Origin of the sequence: Streptomyces pluripotens (genome assembly GCF_000802245.2) — a bacterium.
In the GTDB taxonomy this organism is placed as follows: Bacteria; Actinomycetota; Actinomycetes; order Streptomycetales; family Streptomycetaceae; genus Streptomyces; species Streptomyces pluripotens.
Window position 1 is genome coordinate 319,505 of sequence record NZ_CP021080.1, and the last position, 13,277, is coordinate 332,781.

13 protein-coding genes are annotated in these 13,277 nt (G+C 68.9%); 7 read left to right on the forward strand and 6 right to left on the reverse strand.

Annotation, left to right across the window (positions count from 1 at the left end; translation table 11 throughout):
• Positions 1-82 precede the first annotated feature (82 nt).
• Positions 83-1,333 (reverse strand): IS701 family transposase, encoded by a 1,251-nt coding sequence (locus LK06_RS01385; RefSeq protein ID WP_167747955.1) that lies wholly within the window; start codon positions 1,331-1,333, stop codon positions 83-85.
• 279 nt (positions 1,334-1,612) lie between these two features.
• A complete protein-coding gene (locus LK06_RS01390) occupies positions 1,613-2,176 on the reverse strand; it encodes a GNAT family N-acetyltransferase (RefSeq protein ID WP_039654590.1) in 564 nt (187 codons plus the stop codon).
• Positions 2,177-2,483: 307 nt separating this feature from the next.
• Between LK06_RS01390 and LK06_RS01395 the strand changes: the two genes are divergently transcribed.
• Positions 2,484-2,831 carry a VOC family protein gene (locus LK06_RS01395; RefSeq protein WP_039654589.1) on the forward strand — a complete coding sequence of 116 codons (348 nt, stop codon included), beginning with the start codon at positions 2,484-2,486 and terminating at the stop codon, positions 2,829-2,831.
• A gap of 186 nt (positions 2,832-3,017) precedes the next feature.
• Positions 3,018-3,929 carry a hypothetical protein gene (locus LK06_RS01400; RefSeq protein ID WP_234367326.1) on the forward strand — a complete coding sequence of 304 codons (912 nt, stop codon included), beginning with the start codon at positions 3,018-3,020 and terminating at the stop codon, positions 3,927-3,929.
• A gap of 239 nt (positions 3,930-4,168) precedes the next feature.
• Here LK06_RS01400 and LK06_RS01405 read toward each other — a convergent pair whose 3' ends face one another.
• Positions 4,169-5,113 carry a SecDF P1 head subdomain-containing protein gene (locus LK06_RS01405; RefSeq protein ID WP_052270079.1) on the reverse strand — a complete coding sequence of 315 codons (945 nt, stop codon included), beginning with the start codon at positions 5,111-5,113 and terminating at the stop codon, positions 4,169-4,171.
• 177 nt (positions 5,114-5,290) lie between these two features.
• Entirely contained in the window at positions 5,291-6,172 is an 882-nt protein-coding gene (locus LK06_RS01410) for a GNAT family N-acetyltransferase (protein ID WP_039654588.1), read from the reverse strand.
• Positions 6,173-6,724: 552 nt separating this feature from the next.
• Between LK06_RS01410 and LK06_RS01415 the strand changes: the two genes are divergently transcribed.
• From LK06_RS01415 to LK06_RS01435, 5 genes are all read left to right on the forward strand, one after another.
• Positions 6,725-8,059: a pyridoxal phosphate-dependent decarboxylase family protein gene (locus tag LK06_RS01415; RefSeq protein WP_159025257.1), complete on the forward strand. Its 1,335-nt coding sequence runs from the start codon at positions 6,725-6,727 to the stop codon at positions 8,057-8,059.
• 192 nt (positions 8,060-8,251) lie between these two features.
• Entirely contained in the window at positions 8,252-8,581 is a 330-nt protein-coding gene (locus LK06_RS01420) for a hypothetical protein (protein WP_039654586.1), read from the forward strand.
• Positions 8,578-9,291, forward strand: coding sequence for a phosphatase PAP2 family protein (locus LK06_RS01425; protein WP_043432391.1), 714 nt, complete (start codon positions 8,578-8,580; stop codon positions 9,289-9,291). The genes LK06_RS01420 and LK06_RS01425 overlap by 4 nt, the downstream gene beginning before the upstream one ends.
• Positions 9,266-9,928: a response regulator transcription factor gene (locus LK06_RS01430; RefSeq protein ID WP_043409845.1), complete on the forward strand. Its 663-nt coding sequence runs from the start codon at positions 9,266-9,268 to the stop codon at positions 9,926-9,928. The genes LK06_RS01425 and LK06_RS01430 overlap by 26 nt, the downstream gene beginning before the upstream one ends.
• Complete coding sequence (locus LK06_RS01435; protein WP_039654583.1) at positions 9,925-11,298, forward strand: sensor histidine kinase; 1,374 nt, start codon at positions 9,925-9,927, stop codon at positions 11,296-11,298. The genes LK06_RS01430 and LK06_RS01435 overlap by 4 nt, the downstream gene beginning before the upstream one ends.
• A gap of 153 nt (positions 11,299-11,451) precedes the next feature.
• On the opposite strand, the gene LK06_RS01440 is transcribed toward LK06_RS01435, so the two are convergent.
• Both LK06_RS01440 and LK06_RS01445 read right to left on the reverse strand, forming a co-directional pair.
• A complete protein-coding gene (locus tag LK06_RS01440; RefSeq protein ID WP_039654582.1) occupies positions 11,452-12,231 on the reverse strand; it encodes a COG4705 family protein in 780 nt (259 codons plus the stop codon).
• A 308-nt stretch (positions 12,232-12,539) separates the two neighbouring features.
• Positions 12,540-12,986 carry an SPW repeat domain-containing protein gene (locus LK06_RS01445; RefSeq protein ID WP_052270078.1) on the reverse strand — a complete coding sequence of 149 codons (447 nt, stop codon included), beginning with the start codon at positions 12,984-12,986 and terminating at the stop codon, positions 12,540-12,542.
• Positions 12,987-13,277 lie beyond the last annotated feature (291 nt).

Below are 13,277 nucleotides of genomic sequence, written 5' to 3' on the forward strand. Positions count from 1 at the left end.
GGTATGTCGCGGTGGCAGGTGGGGCAGGCGCCGGTCCAGGTGGCGAGGAGTGTCTGCAGCTCGCGGACGACTTGGTAGAGGCTCAGGCCGGCGCCGCGTCTTTTGGGGCTCTGGCCAGTCGTTGCAGGGTGCAGAAGGCGTGGGCGGCAGAGACGAGGGTGACGTGGTGGTGCCAGCCGCCCCAGGTCCGGCCCTCGAAGTGGGCCAGCCCCAGAGCCTGCTTCATCTCGCGGTAGTCGTGCTCGATGCGCCAGCGGAGCTTGGCCAGGCGGACCAGGGTGGTCAGCGGGGTGTCGGCGGGCAGGTCGGACAGCCAGAACTGGACCGGCTCGCTCTCGCGCGCGGGCCACTCGGCCAGCAGCCAGCACTCGGGCAGTTCCGGGCCCTCGGTGGCCTGGCGGATCTGACGCCCGGCGGGCCGGATCCGCAAGGCCACGAACCGGGAGTACATCCGCTTGAAGCCGGAGCGGCCGGTGCCGGGCCGGGAGCCTTCCCGCCATTGGACCGGCCGTGCGGCCTTCCGGCCCGCCGCGATGACCAGCTCCTTCACCGAACGCGGAGGCTCGGGGTACTTCGGCACCGGTGGCCGTCCGGTCCCGGAGTACGGCTCGGCCACCGGAACCGCGTCGGCGGGCTGGGCCGACAGGGTGGTGGAGATGCCCACCACGTAGCGCATGCCCCGTGCGTTCAGGCCGAGACGGAAGGCCGCGGCGTCGCCGTATCCGGCATCTGCGATGGCCAGCGGCACATCGATCCCCCAGGAACGAGTCTCATCGGCCATGTCCAGGGCGAGCTGCCACTTTTCCACGTGCCCGGCATCCTCCGGGATGCCGCAAGTGACACGACGGGCGATCTTGCCCGGGTCAGCTTCCGGCGAGGCGGGGTCCCAGGTCCGGGGCAGGAACAACCGCCAGTTGACCGCTGCCGAGGCATGATCGGAGGCCAGGTGCAGCGAGACGCCCACCTGGCAGTTGGTGACCTTGCCCGCGGTGCCGGTGTACTGCCGCGACACACACGCCGAGGCAGTGCCGTCCTTCAAGAAGCCGGTGTCGTCGAAGACCAGCGCGGTCGGGCGGATCGCCGTCTCCATCCTCCAGGCCAGGCTGGCCCGGATGTGGGCCGGATCCCACGGGCTGGCGGTGATGAAGTGGGCCAGAGCCTGCCGGTTCCCGTCCTCCCCGAGGCGAGCGGCCATCGGCTCGACCGACTTGCGCTTGCCGTCGGTCAGCAGTCCCCGCAGGTAGACCTGCCCCCACCGGCGCTGGTCCTTGCGCGCGAACGGCTCGAACACCTCCGCAGCAAACGCCTCCAACTCATCACGCACCGCAGCCATTTCGTCCGGAGTCACACACCCTCAACGCGACACACAACCCGAAGGGCACGCACCACCAAAGACGACCTGACCAAGCACTACTAGGAGGGCATCCGAAAAGACGGACCCCGCAACCTGACCGTCGGCGCCCTGGGGCTGACCGTGGCCGGTGTCTGGCCAGCCTCTGCCAGACGCGCGGGAACAACCGGGAGCCAGAGCAGGGTTCGGCTTGGTACGGGTCCTGCCGTCCACCTACCGGTACCGGTGGGCGTGGATGCAGAACGGCCGTTCGTACCGAGGCTACTGCTGTTCCCACTGCTCCTTGGTGATCTCGTACCGTACGCCTCCGTGCTCGGAGCCTTCGATCATCTCCATGTCGGAGGGAGTGGGGGTGGTGTCCGTGAGCCTCATTCCGAGCTTCTCCATGATGTTGCGCGACCCGTGGTTCACGGACATCGCCTCAGCCCAGACCATCCGCACACCGAGTCCTGTGAACGCCTTGCCCAGCACGGCACGCGAGCCCTCGGTGGCATACCCCTTGCCCCAAGCCGCCCGCCGCAGCCGGTAGCCGAGCTCGACTTCGTCCAGCGGGCCCTCCGGCTCGGGACGCAGGATGAACCAGCCGATGAACGCGCCGCCGTCCTTCTCGTGCGCGGCGAATAGGCCGAGGTCGCCGTCCCACTTCTCGTAGCCGGCGAGGATGTTCGGGAGGTAGCGCTCGCGGACGACCTCCGGCGCGGTCGGAATGCCGCCGGTCAGGTAGCGCATCACCGCCGGGTCGCTGTCCAACTCGATCAGTAGGTCCGCGTCGTCGGCAGTGAAATGGCGCAGGGCCAAGCGCTCGGTCTCCAGGTAGGTGTCCACGAGTCGATCATGCCTGAGGCAAGTCGGGCAGCCAACAGATTTCCTCGGGAACTCGGGGGCGTTGCCTTGACGTCGCAGGATGGAGAGACGGGGGCGCCTGGTGCCGGCCCGTCCCCGTTGTCCGTAGTCCGTAGTCCGTAGTCCGTAGTCCGTAGTCCGTTGGCCGTTGCCCCGAAGGATCGGTCACTTGGGGGCAGACCCCGAAAGATCCCTGCCAGCCCGCTCGTTGTCCGAGCGGGCTGGCGCCCGCAACGGCTACGCTGGCCCGGTCCTCAGCCGCGCCCGCACCCATCACCGGAGCCGCGAGATGCACGTCCGCCGGGTCGTTCCCAACATCCCCTCGCAGTCCTTCGACGAGAGTGCGCAGTTCTACGGGGTCCTGGGCTTCGAGGAAGTCATGAACCACGGCTGGATCATGACCCTCGCGCCCAGAGGGAACCCCGAGGTGCAGGTCAGCGTGATGGCCGAGGACCAGACGGCGCCGGTCGCCCCAGACCTCAGCATCGAGGTCGAGGACGTGGACGCCGCGTACGCCGAGATGACAGCGCTCGGCGCGGAGATCGTCCATCCCCTGAGCGACGAGGAGTGGGGCGTGCGCCGCTTCTTCGTCCGCGACCCCAACGGCCGTGTGGTCAACGTCCTCAGCCACAGCTGAGCCCGGCGGACGTCCCTGGCCAGCTCGCGACACGGTGGCGTGCTCATCCGGCACCCTGGCCAGAACACCTGCCCAGTGCGCGGAGTGGGCTGGCCTCCCTCAGCCGTTTCGCACGCCAGGACCGCGGGGCGTCGTGCGCGTCCGCCCGCTGTGAGGGCCTTGCCCCCACGGCGTTAGGCTCGGGCGATGGCCGGAGCTGACGAGCGCCCCGAAGTGCGGACCGAAGGCGCAGGACCGTTCACCACCCGCATCGTCCAACCGCTCGACGAGGGGGGAACAGCGGAGTGGGAGTCCCGCCTCGCGCGCAAACGCGGCGCGGTGGTGATCCGTCCTGCAGGGCATGCGCAAGGTGTCCACCGCCATGCGGACGCCGCGGCACTCGGACGTTTGCGCAGATTGAATTCCACCGCGTCCTCGGCGTTCGCGATCGGCGGAGCATTGTTCGTGCTCGGAGCCGCTGTGGCCCAGTTCGGATGGGGCGGTGCGACCACGAGCGCCGTGGTCTACTTCGTGGGTGGTCTGTTCTTCAACACCGGCGGATACGCCTCTTTGCTTCAGGTGATCAACGCTCCCCGCCCGGAACACGGACCCCATGAGCTGATCACCCCTCGCTGGCGGTGGTGGAGCTTCGAGCCGATGCGCATCGATTGGCTCAGCACCTTCTTGCTCTTCACCGGCACACTCGTCTTCGGGATCAACCTGGTGGACTCGTTCCTCCACGGCCTCTCGGCACAGCAGACGAACGAGTTCGTCTGGGGCCCCGACATGATCGGCTGCGCGCTGTTCCTGATCTCCGGGCATCTCGCGCTGGTCGAGGTGTGTCACGGCCGGCTCGGCGTCCGGACGCATGAGCTGGGCTGGTGGGTCGTCGCGGTCAACCAGCTCGGTTCCTTCCTGTTCCTCGTGTCGGCCCTGGCGGCCTACGCTCGCCCGGCGACGGGCGTCATGGTCGACGTGATGGTGGCGAACTGGGGCACCCTTGCCGGCGCGCTGTGCTTCCTAGTCGGCGGAGTGCTTCAGGGTTTCGAGCACCCCGTCGCCGCCCCGGCATCGGCGGCACGGCTGGATGTCGGGGAGATCGGGCTGAACCGCGCTTGACACCACGGCAACGCCCCCGGTCGGCGCGCCCTCTCCCCCGGCACCGGAGCGCTGGCGTGCGCCGCCGCCCACCTCGGTCCCGGCGCATGCAACCCGGTATGCAGACGGGTGATGGTGTTCATCACGCCACGCTGTGCATGCTCCGTCTCCCCAACCTCGCGTTCACCGGATAGACCGTCCCGAGGCGGACATCCCCGAAACGGGCCGTGTCGCGCCCGTTGATCTGTGCCGAACCGTCCTCAAGGCCGGGTGACGTGGGTGGAGCTCTTGAACCTCAAAGAAGCAGGGATGGCACCGGAGTTGAGCTTGGCGGCGAGGTCTCGGGCTACCTTCTCCGTGAAGTTTCCAGCGATCTCGGCAGTACCACCGGTCAGCGACTCTCTCACGTAGGGTGCGGAGATCACCCGGCCGTCCAACACGATGGCGAACTGGTTCCGCGGCGCGGGGTTGCTGGCGAGTTGGCCGGTGGCGTCGGTGAGCTTCACACCGCCCTTGGCTGTGAACTTCAACTGGACGAACCAGCCCATGCCCTGGTTCGTGTCCTGATCGGCTTTGGCTGAGGCCACGTCGGTGTCCTCAAGGACGGCCGGCCCCAGAAGGTACTTCACCGATGGTGTCCCGGTCCCGGCTGGGAGGCCGCAGGCCACGATGGGATCCCCAGGGCCGGCACCCTGCTCAGCCTCGGTGTACGCATGGCCGTCGGAGCAGTCCAGTGCCTGGTACTCCGCTCGCAGAGCAGCGCTGGTCTCGTCCTGACCGCTACTGGCCCCGGGCTGCGAGGAGTTCGGCGTCGTTCGGCCAGGGCTGGGCTGCGCCGCCAGCACATCCCGGAAGCGGAGCCGTCCCGGCGCAGCCAGATCCCTCAGACGCCCCTCTGCCGAACGGGGACCGGTGACGTCGATCGAGCCGTCCTTTACCTCGACCCGTACACCCGTGATCCCGAGCGTGTCAGCGCGCTTCCTCAGCCGGTCCGCCGATCGCCGCAGGTCGTCGGCCGAGGCGGGGGTGGACGCGGTGAAAGTGACCACCGACACGTCCCGTTCACCCGTGCCGTCCGGTGCCGCGGCGGCGGCACCGGACGACGCTGAGTGCGGCTGCCGGCCAGATGAGTGCGAGCAGCCGGTCAGTACGGCGAGCCCCAGGCACAAGGGAACGGCGGTGTGTCTGATCTGAAAGTGACGCATGACATGCAGTCTCCCAAGACGAGCAGTCCCGACGCATGCCAATAGATTCCCCGCCCGAAGCAGCGGGAACGGCACGCGATCGCCATCGCCTCGAACGCGCCGCTCTCGGAGCGAAAGCCGGCCTTCAACGCCCCCGCCTCCGTGCGGCGATCGCGGACCGGGTCACAGCCCGCTACCTCACAGGTCGATCTGATATTCGAGTGCTTGGTGCGTCGGTTCGTAGCCGAGCATGGTGTTGATGTTCCTCATGGGCTGGTTGCTGTCGGCGGTATCGGTCAGCAGACCGTCGAGCTCGGGGTGGCGCTCGCGGGCCTGCCGGATCGACTCGGCCTTCATCCACCGGCTCAGGCCGTGTCCACGGTGTTCGGGCAGAACACCGGTCCCGTAGTGCTGGCCGTCGCCCTTGCCGTCGCCGGGAACCACCAGCTCGGTGAACCCGACGATCGAACCGTCCGAGTCGTCGATGGCCACGACCGTGTGCAGCAGTTCGCCCCGCTCATCAATGGCCTGCGCGGCGGCACGGACCCGATCGACGTCCCAGGCCACCGTCCCGTAGTCGGTGTCGTCCATCGGCATGTCATCCAGGGCTCGGCGCGATGCGGCAAAGGTGCGGGCGAGGCCATCAGGAACGGTCCCGTACCACGACGCCAGCCGGTATCCGGGATGCGGCTGCTCAATGAGCTCGTTGAGGGCCGTGATGTCCACTTCGGCCAGCGGCAACCGGGCGAACGTCAACGTGAGGACCTTGCGGAAGCCCCGGGCCGGCAGGAAGTGGGCGCCAGGGGATCCGGCCTCGGCCTGGGCGAGAACACAACGCCTGCCGTCTTCCCGGGCAGCGGCCACGGCCTCGTTGAGCAGCCGCGAGCCGATGCCGCGGCGTCGCTCGACCGGATGAACATCGAGTGTGAGTTCGGCCAGGTGCTCTTGCCCGGAATGGGTGAACAGGCGCAGGAACGCCGATCCGACGGGAATGCCGTGGGCGTCGGACGCCAGCCAGGCCAGACGGTGGCTGAACGGACCGCGGTCGTACTCGGTCAGGGGGGTGATACGAATCGACAAGGTGTCTCCGTCGTGAGGAGGTGGCGGGTGAGGGAACGCGGGTTCGGCTGCTGAGCACTCCTGCGCATGTGCGGCACACCTCCTTGTCGACGAAGCGGGGCCGTGACACTGACACGGCCGGAAAAAGCTAACTGTTCCTCCAGGCCAATGGCAAGGAGGAATCGGGAGCGGTGCTCGGTCACATGACGGAGGCCGGCGTCCGAGGCTCGAACCCCTCGACCTGGCCGACAAGGTCCTCCCCTTCGACGCCCGGCCCACCGGTCTGACCAGGAGCGATCACACCGCAGAACACACCGTCAGGACCGAACACCCCCGTTGAACCCTTCACGCCGGCGCGCGCACGTGAATGACCGAGGATTCGGGGAGTTAAGATCGCAAACTCCTCCATAGGTTTGAGGGTGGGGGGCGACGAGGCACCACGCCCTCTGGTTCCCTTCGTTCTGTTGTTCCGTACTGCTGTGAGGTCGCGTGGTACTGCACCACTCTGGACTCGGTGAGATGTTTGCCCGCTGGTACAGCGAAGAATTCTCATCGACTCACACCTTCGCGCACGTGGAAACTTCCCCCTGGGAGGAGGAGTTGGAGACCGCAGCCGCGCAGTTGGCGAAGCTCTTGTCGGAAGGTGCGGTGGACCAGGCCGATCCTCGTAATTTCGCGCATCAAGTGCCGGTGCCCTCAAAGGCCGCGTTGCTCGGGCTCTTCATGGGGGCGGTGTACCAACAGAACCAGGCCGCCCGAGAACTCTCCCCGGTGACGTCCTCGCTTGAGGACCAGGTGATCGAGTCGTATGCGCGCATGCTGGGGCTGGGGCAGGAGGCGTGGGGGTACCTGTGCTCGGGCGGAACATCAGCGTCCCTGCACGCTGTGTGGACCCACACCAAGCGTGCCGGAGAGTCGTCTGTCGACCTGATCTGTTCACGGGCCACGCATGTGAGTGTGGAGCGGATCGCAGGAGCCCTGAAAGGGGTGCGCCTCCAACGGCTGGACTGCGACGCCCACGAGCGGATCGATGTCGGCGCCGTGGCGCAGGCCGTCAAGGGCTCACTTGTGGCGGGACGGCTGCCTGTGGTCGTCGCCACGTGCGGAACGACCGGTGCAGGGCAGATCGATCCTGTTGCCGACCTCGTCGAGCTGCGCCGGACGACACCGTTCGTGTTGCACGTGGACGGTGCCTGGGGAGGTTTCCTGGCGACGTTGACCACCACGGGGCGGTTGGGGCGCAGCACGCGGGACGTGGCCGCACTCGCGCACGCCGACTCCATCGGCATCGACCCGCACAAGATGGCGTCCATGCCGGTGGGGTGCGGCGTGATCCTGTACCGGGACCCGGAACTGCGGGAGCTGGTGCACCGGCAGAGCCCCTACGTCTTCGTCGAGGGAAGGGGACACAGCTACGGACAACTGTCCCTGACGATGTCCCGCAACGGGATGTACGCGTCAGCCCACTGGTTGCAGAACCAGGTCTGCCCGCTCACGGCCGAAGGACTGGGAAGCGACGTAGAGCAGATCCTGGAGGGCGCCCGCACCCTCGCAGATGAGATGGAGCGGGCCGGGATGCGGCTCCTGTTCGAACCCACCGTAGGAATCGTGGTCTGTGTGCCGGCGAGGGCCACGATGAGCGAAACGAACGCGGTGGTCCTGCAGGTGGCGGCCGAATGTCTGTGGCACGACGAGCGACCCACGCAGAGCCTGCCAACGATCAGTACGTACCGGATCACCGCTCCGGCGGTGCTGGAACGGATCGGCCGTGAAACCGGTGTCGTGCGTGACACCGGCGAACTGCACGCGTTCCGCATGGTCGTGGCCAGCCCCCCGCGCCCCGGATTTCGACCCCACGCCATGGCAGTGGCCCGGGGTCTCACACAGCGCTGCACCAGGCTGCGCTGAGCGCACCGGGCCGGGCACATGTCGGAGGGTGACCGCCGCCCGCCTGGAGAGGCTACCGGCTCCGGCCGCCGGTCCCGGTCCCACCGGGAACATCCCCGACCCGCCGATCGTCTACAGTTCCGTAGACCGTCTACTGTGCTGTAGTCGTTCGTTGGCGTCGTTCGCCGCCACAGCGATCTCGAGGAAGGGCCCATGACCGCATCGCTGCACCTCGCGTCGCAGTTCGCCGTGAACGCTCCCGAAGCCCGGCCCGCCGGCCGGGCGACAGCACGAGCGATCCTCGCACTCGACGGATCGCCCATCGACGGTGCCACGTACATCGATGCGATGCGCCCGGCACAGTGCTCGCCGGGCCGGCCGGCCGGTGCGGCCTCCCTCCGGTCGAACCGCGGGCTCGCGCCGTTCGCCCCCCTCTGCGGGCTCATGACGCTGAAGGCCGCACTCGTGCTGCGGCAACGTTCCACGGCCCCGGCGCGGTTGCTCGCCACCAGGTCGCCGGACGCGCTGCTGGTCACCGCATGAGCCGCGGTGCGGCCTTCCGTCCCACCGGACGCATCGGCCTCGGCGCGTGGATCGTGTTCGGTGCGCTGACCGTGCTGGTCACGGTTCAGGCCGGACGGGCACTCGGGCCGGACGCCACCTTCCTGTCCTGGTCGGTCGGGCACCGTCCCCAGGCGGCACGGATCACGGCCCGCGGCCTGACCGCCACCGGGACCGGCGTCGTCCCCTACGCCCTGGCCCTGCTGGCCGGCCTGGTCGCCGGACGCACGGCACGGCACCGGCTGCGCGCCGTCGGCCTGTGCGTTGCCTGTCTGGCCGTGGGACAAGCCCTGCGGTACGGGGTGATGGAGCTCGTCCACCGCGCCCGCCCGCCGCACGCGGACTGGGCCACGCACGCCACCGGCTACTCCTTCCCCTCGGGCCACAGCACCACATCGGCCATCGCCGCCGGACTGCTGATCATCGCGGTCACCCTGCGTGCTCCGCGCGGATCGGCGTCATTGCGGGTCGTCATCGCCTGCTGGGGTGCGTCCGTCGGACTGACCCGGATCTATCTGGGCGTGCACTGGTTCACCGATGTCGTCGGCGGCTGGCTGTTCGCCATGGGCTGGCTGGGAGTGTGCCTGTGGTCGGTGGCACGGTGGCTGCCCGAACCGTTCATCGCGGGCCCGGCCCGCCGCTTTCCCGAAGGGCAGACGGAGAAGCATGCGCCCGAAGATCCTGGTCGTTGAGGACGACCACGCCCTGCGAGGGGTGCTGTGCCGAGGTCTGGTGGAAGAGGATTTCGATCCTGTCCTCGCCGCCGATGGTGCCGCCGCCCTGCGGCTGACCAGCGCCGATGTCACGGCGGCCATCCTGGACGTCGGGCTGCCGGACGCGGATGGCAGGGACGTGTGCCAGGCCATGCGCGCCAATGGCTTCCACGCTCCGGTCATCTTCCTCACCGCCCGGCACCGGCTCACCGACCGACTGTCCGGATTCTCTGCCGGAGGTGACGACTACCTGCCCAAACCGTTCCACCTGGCCGAACTCGCGGCCCGTCTGAGAGCCGCGCTTCGCCGGGCCACACCGCGGCCGGCGGCCACGGCGGACGGCCTCGTCCTGGACGCGGTCGGGCACAACGCAACCGTGCACGGTGTCCCTCTCGCCCTGTCCCCGACGGAATTTCGCCTCCTGGCCACTCTCGCCGCCGGAGAGGGGGCCTTCGTACGCCGCCGCGCGCTGATCCGGGCGGGCTGGCCCGAAGGAGCGCACGTCCTCGACAACACCCTGGACCAGTACCTGACCCGGCTGCGCCGCAAGCTGCGTGAGGCGGGCAGCGGCCTGACCATCGGCACGGCACGCGGAATCGGACACCGGCTGTCATGAAGTCCGTCCTGCGCCGTCTGGCTCCCCGCACCCTGCGCGGCCGGCTGTCACTGGCAGCGGTGGCCACCGCTGCGCTCCTGATGACCGTGCTGACCGTGGTCTTCCACGTCATGGTGGATCGACATCTCAGGCACCAGGCCGACGACGAGCTGCGGCGCCGGGCGGCGGTCGCCGCCGCGACCGTCGACACCCGAGGACCGCGAGTGCGCATTCTCGAAACCCCCAACGACCAGCTCCTCGACGCGAACACGTGGATCTACACCGGGGCAGACCTGATCGAAAAACCGCCGTCCACCACGACTCACAGCCCACTGACCAGGGCCGCGGAACGGCTCGCCGCCCAGCAGCGGCACGCCTGCACGACCGTCGGCACCGCACGCCGCCACTCCGTCCGACTGTGCTCCCAGCCCTTGCACGGCGATCGGACTGTCACCGTCGTGACGGCCCTGGACCTCGCCCCGTACCGCGGCTCGGCCGACACCCTGCTCCTGGGCTCGCTGATCCTGGACGCCGCGATGCTCGTGTGCACCTACGCGCTGACCCGGCTCGCCGTCAGCCGGGCGCTGCGTCCGGTGCGGACCATGACCGACCAGGCCACCCAGCGCGGCGCCGTGGCGTGCACCGAACGCTTCGACACAGAAGGGCTCCCGGCCGAACTCGCCCGCCTGGGCATCTCGCTCGACGCCCTACTGGACCGGGTGAGGACCGTACTGCGCCATGAGCAGCAGTTGACCGGAGAGCTCTCCCACGAACTGCGCACCCCCCTCACGCGCATCATCATCGAGCTCGACTGGTGGCGGGCCCGCCCCCGCACGGACGAAGAGACCCGCGCCACGCACGAGGTGATCAGCGAGGCCGCCCAGTCCATGCGGACCATCTGCGACACACTGCTCCACCAGGCCCGTGAAGGTGCGCAGGACCCCTCGGCCGCTCCTGGCACGACCGATGTCGCGACCGTCCTCGAACGCCTGCTCCAGCACCTCGACCCGTCGGGCCCGGTGCTGACCGTACTGGAGGCCGCGGAGCCGGGGCTGGAGGCGGGGGCCGGGTCCGCCCTGCTCGAACGCATCGTCAGCCCCCTGCTGTCCAATGCCGTCCGCTACGCCCGCTCCAGCGTGACCGTGTCCGCCCGGCGCGATGCGGATGCGGTACGGATCCATGTCACCGACGACGGCCCCGGCGTACCGCAGGCGTTCTTGGACGAACTGTTCCACCCCGGCCGGCGCGCCGACTCCGGCGACGGCCACGACGGAGCGGGCCTGGGACTGGCGCTCGCACGACGCCTGGCCCGGTCCGTCGGCGGCGAGGTGTCCTACGACGCCGGACACGCTCCCGGGGCCCGGTTCACCGTCAGCCTGCCCGCCGGCTGACCGGCTCCGCCCCGTGTGCACAGGGCTCCACCGCGCACAGGGCTCCCACTGGCTGACCACTCTGCGCGGAGCGAACATGTCGCGGCAGGTGCCGGCTCAGGGACAAAACGCACCACGAGGAGCACCGGCGCCCCGCCCCACCTGCGGTTCGTCCTACCGTTCGGTGTCCCGGCGGGACACCGCCAGGAAACCGACGAAGCAAGCGATGGCCACCGTCCAGGCGAGGGTGACCGGCCCCAGCCCCAGTCCGAGACCTCCCCGGGCGTGCCCGAGCGCCATCCAGTCAGCGAGGGAGGCACCGAGCGGGCGGGTGATCACGTAGGCGGTCCAGAAGGCTGTCACGGCGTTCAGGCCCATGAAACGGTGGGCTACCGCGGGCACGCAGATGGCGACGGCGAAGAGGACGACCGAACCGAGGTAGCCCATGCCGGCGGTTGCCGACAGGTCGCCGGCAGCGGTGCCGAGGGCGAAGGTGGCGAGGACGGCCGCCCAGTAGAAGGCCTCACGCCTGCGGGTCCGGATGCCGTGGATGGACAACGTCCGCTCACTGGCGTACCACAGGGCGAACACGGCGACCAGCGCGGTGAGGAAGAGCGGCGTGGACACCGCGTAGGAGACGCCGAGGCCCACGTGCAGGACGTCAGCAGCCATCGTGCCGAACACACTGACCATGACGACGGCGGTCCAATACACCCACGCGGTGTACCGGCGGACGGCGAACTGCGCGGCCAGGGACGCCGCCAGGGCGAGACCGCCGAGCGCGACCGCCGGCACCGGGCCGAGTCGACGGGCCAGGAAGTCCGACGCGGTCTCCCCCATGCCGGTGGTGAGCACCTTGATGATCCAGAAGTAGAGGGTCACTTCCGGCACCTTGTTGGCCATGGCACGGAGGGGGGCAAGCGGGCGGTCTTCAAGGAGGTGCTCTGTGGTCATGAGGCGCACGATGACACGGTGAACTGGTGTTGCCACAGATGTCTTTGCTGTTGTTTTGACGGTTCCGGGGCATGAGTTTCACAACCGCGCGGACAACCTGACAGCAACCTGAACGTCTTGGTGAAATCCCTGGTCATGTGGCTGGTCTAGCGATACGGCGGGCTTTGGCGTGGCCTGCCCGCCGCTGGCCCGTCGGAACCGCGTGCTTCCGACGGGCCAGGTCCGACGCCCGAACGCCGGTGGGGCCGAAGACCGCGGTGGGGACCGCGTCTGTGCACGCGGTCCCCACCGGTACACGGGAGGGCGACTCAGGAGCGGCGCCTGGCCATCTGCCCCAGCACGCTCGTGGCAGCGGCGAGCGCCACGGCGAGGCCGCCGATCACGACGTTGCTGACGACCACCATCGCGGGGTGCGACGTCCTGGCACCGGACACCGCGAAGGGGGCGATGATGGTCCACAGCCCGATCGCGACGGCCGCCCAGCTCATCGCGTGCGTCCGCTCGAAGGCGGAGCCGAAACCGCCGCCCATGAAGAACGCGAAGGCGAGCCCGGCGATCAGGTTGCTGACGGCCAGCGCCGGCAGGGTTGCGTTGAAGCCCACGATCCAGGCCGATGCCGCCAGGTACAGGCCGGCCAGCAGGGCGAACCCTTCCAGCACCTGCGCTGTCACTGTCGTCGTCGCCCGCTCGGAGCTGGCACGCAGCGTAAGGATGTCCGGGTGTTCCTCGATACCCGGGAGTGTGCGTTCAGTCACGTCAGACGCCTCCTGCCATGTCTGACCTACTGCGCTGGTATCACAGTGGGCGAAGTGAACTTGACCGAAAGTGGCGATTTACCCGCTTCTGTAAATATGGTGCGCCGCGGACGTCCCGCTGTCGCGGGCCAAATGGCCCCCTCTTATGTCCTGTTTATACCCAGACGCCCTATATGCCGATTCTGCCCGTCTCTGCTACGCCTCCTCGGACACGCCTCCTCGGACACGCCTCCCCGGATGCGTCTGGCCGGATGCGTCTGGCCGGCTCGTGGCCGAGGCCGTCCTTGCGTC

Bases quoted from the DNA above. Each gene is read 5' to 3' on its own strand.
- LK06_RS01385 (WP_167747955.1), bottom strand. From the start codon at position 1,333: ATGGCTGCGGTGCGTGATGAGTTGGAGGCGTTTGCTGCGGAGGTGTTC.
- LK06_RS01395 (WP_039654589.1), top strand. From the start codon at position 2,484: ATGCACGTCCGCCGGGTCGTTCCCAACATCCCCTCGCAGTCCTTCGAC.
- LK06_RS01400 (WP_234367326.1), top strand. From the start codon at position 3,018: ATGGCCGGAGCTGACGAGCGCCCCGAAGTGCGGACCGAAGGCGCAGGA.
- LK06_RS01405 (WP_052270079.1), bottom strand. From the start codon at position 5,113: ATGCGTCACTTTCAGATCAGACACACCGCCGTTCCCTTGTGCCTGGGG.
- LK06_RS01420 (WP_039654586.1), top strand. From the start codon at position 8,252: ATGACCGCATCGCTGCACCTCGCGTCGCAGTTCGCCGTGAACGCTCCC.
- LK06_RS01425 (WP_043432391.1), top strand. From the start codon at position 8,578: ATGAGCCGCGGTGCGGCCTTCCGTCCCACCGGACGCATCGGCCTCGGC.
- LK06_RS01430 (WP_043409845.1), top strand. From the start codon at position 9,266: ATGCGCCCGAAGATCCTGGTCGTTGAGGACGACCACGCCCTGCGAGGG.
- LK06_RS01435 (WP_039654583.1), top strand. From the start codon at position 9,925: ATGAAGTCCGTCCTGCGCCGTCTGGCTCCCCGCACCCTGCGCGGCCGG.
- LK06_RS01440 (WP_039654582.1), bottom strand. From the start codon at position 12,231: ATGACCACAGAGCACCTCCTTGAAGACCGCCCGCTTGCCCCCCTCCGT.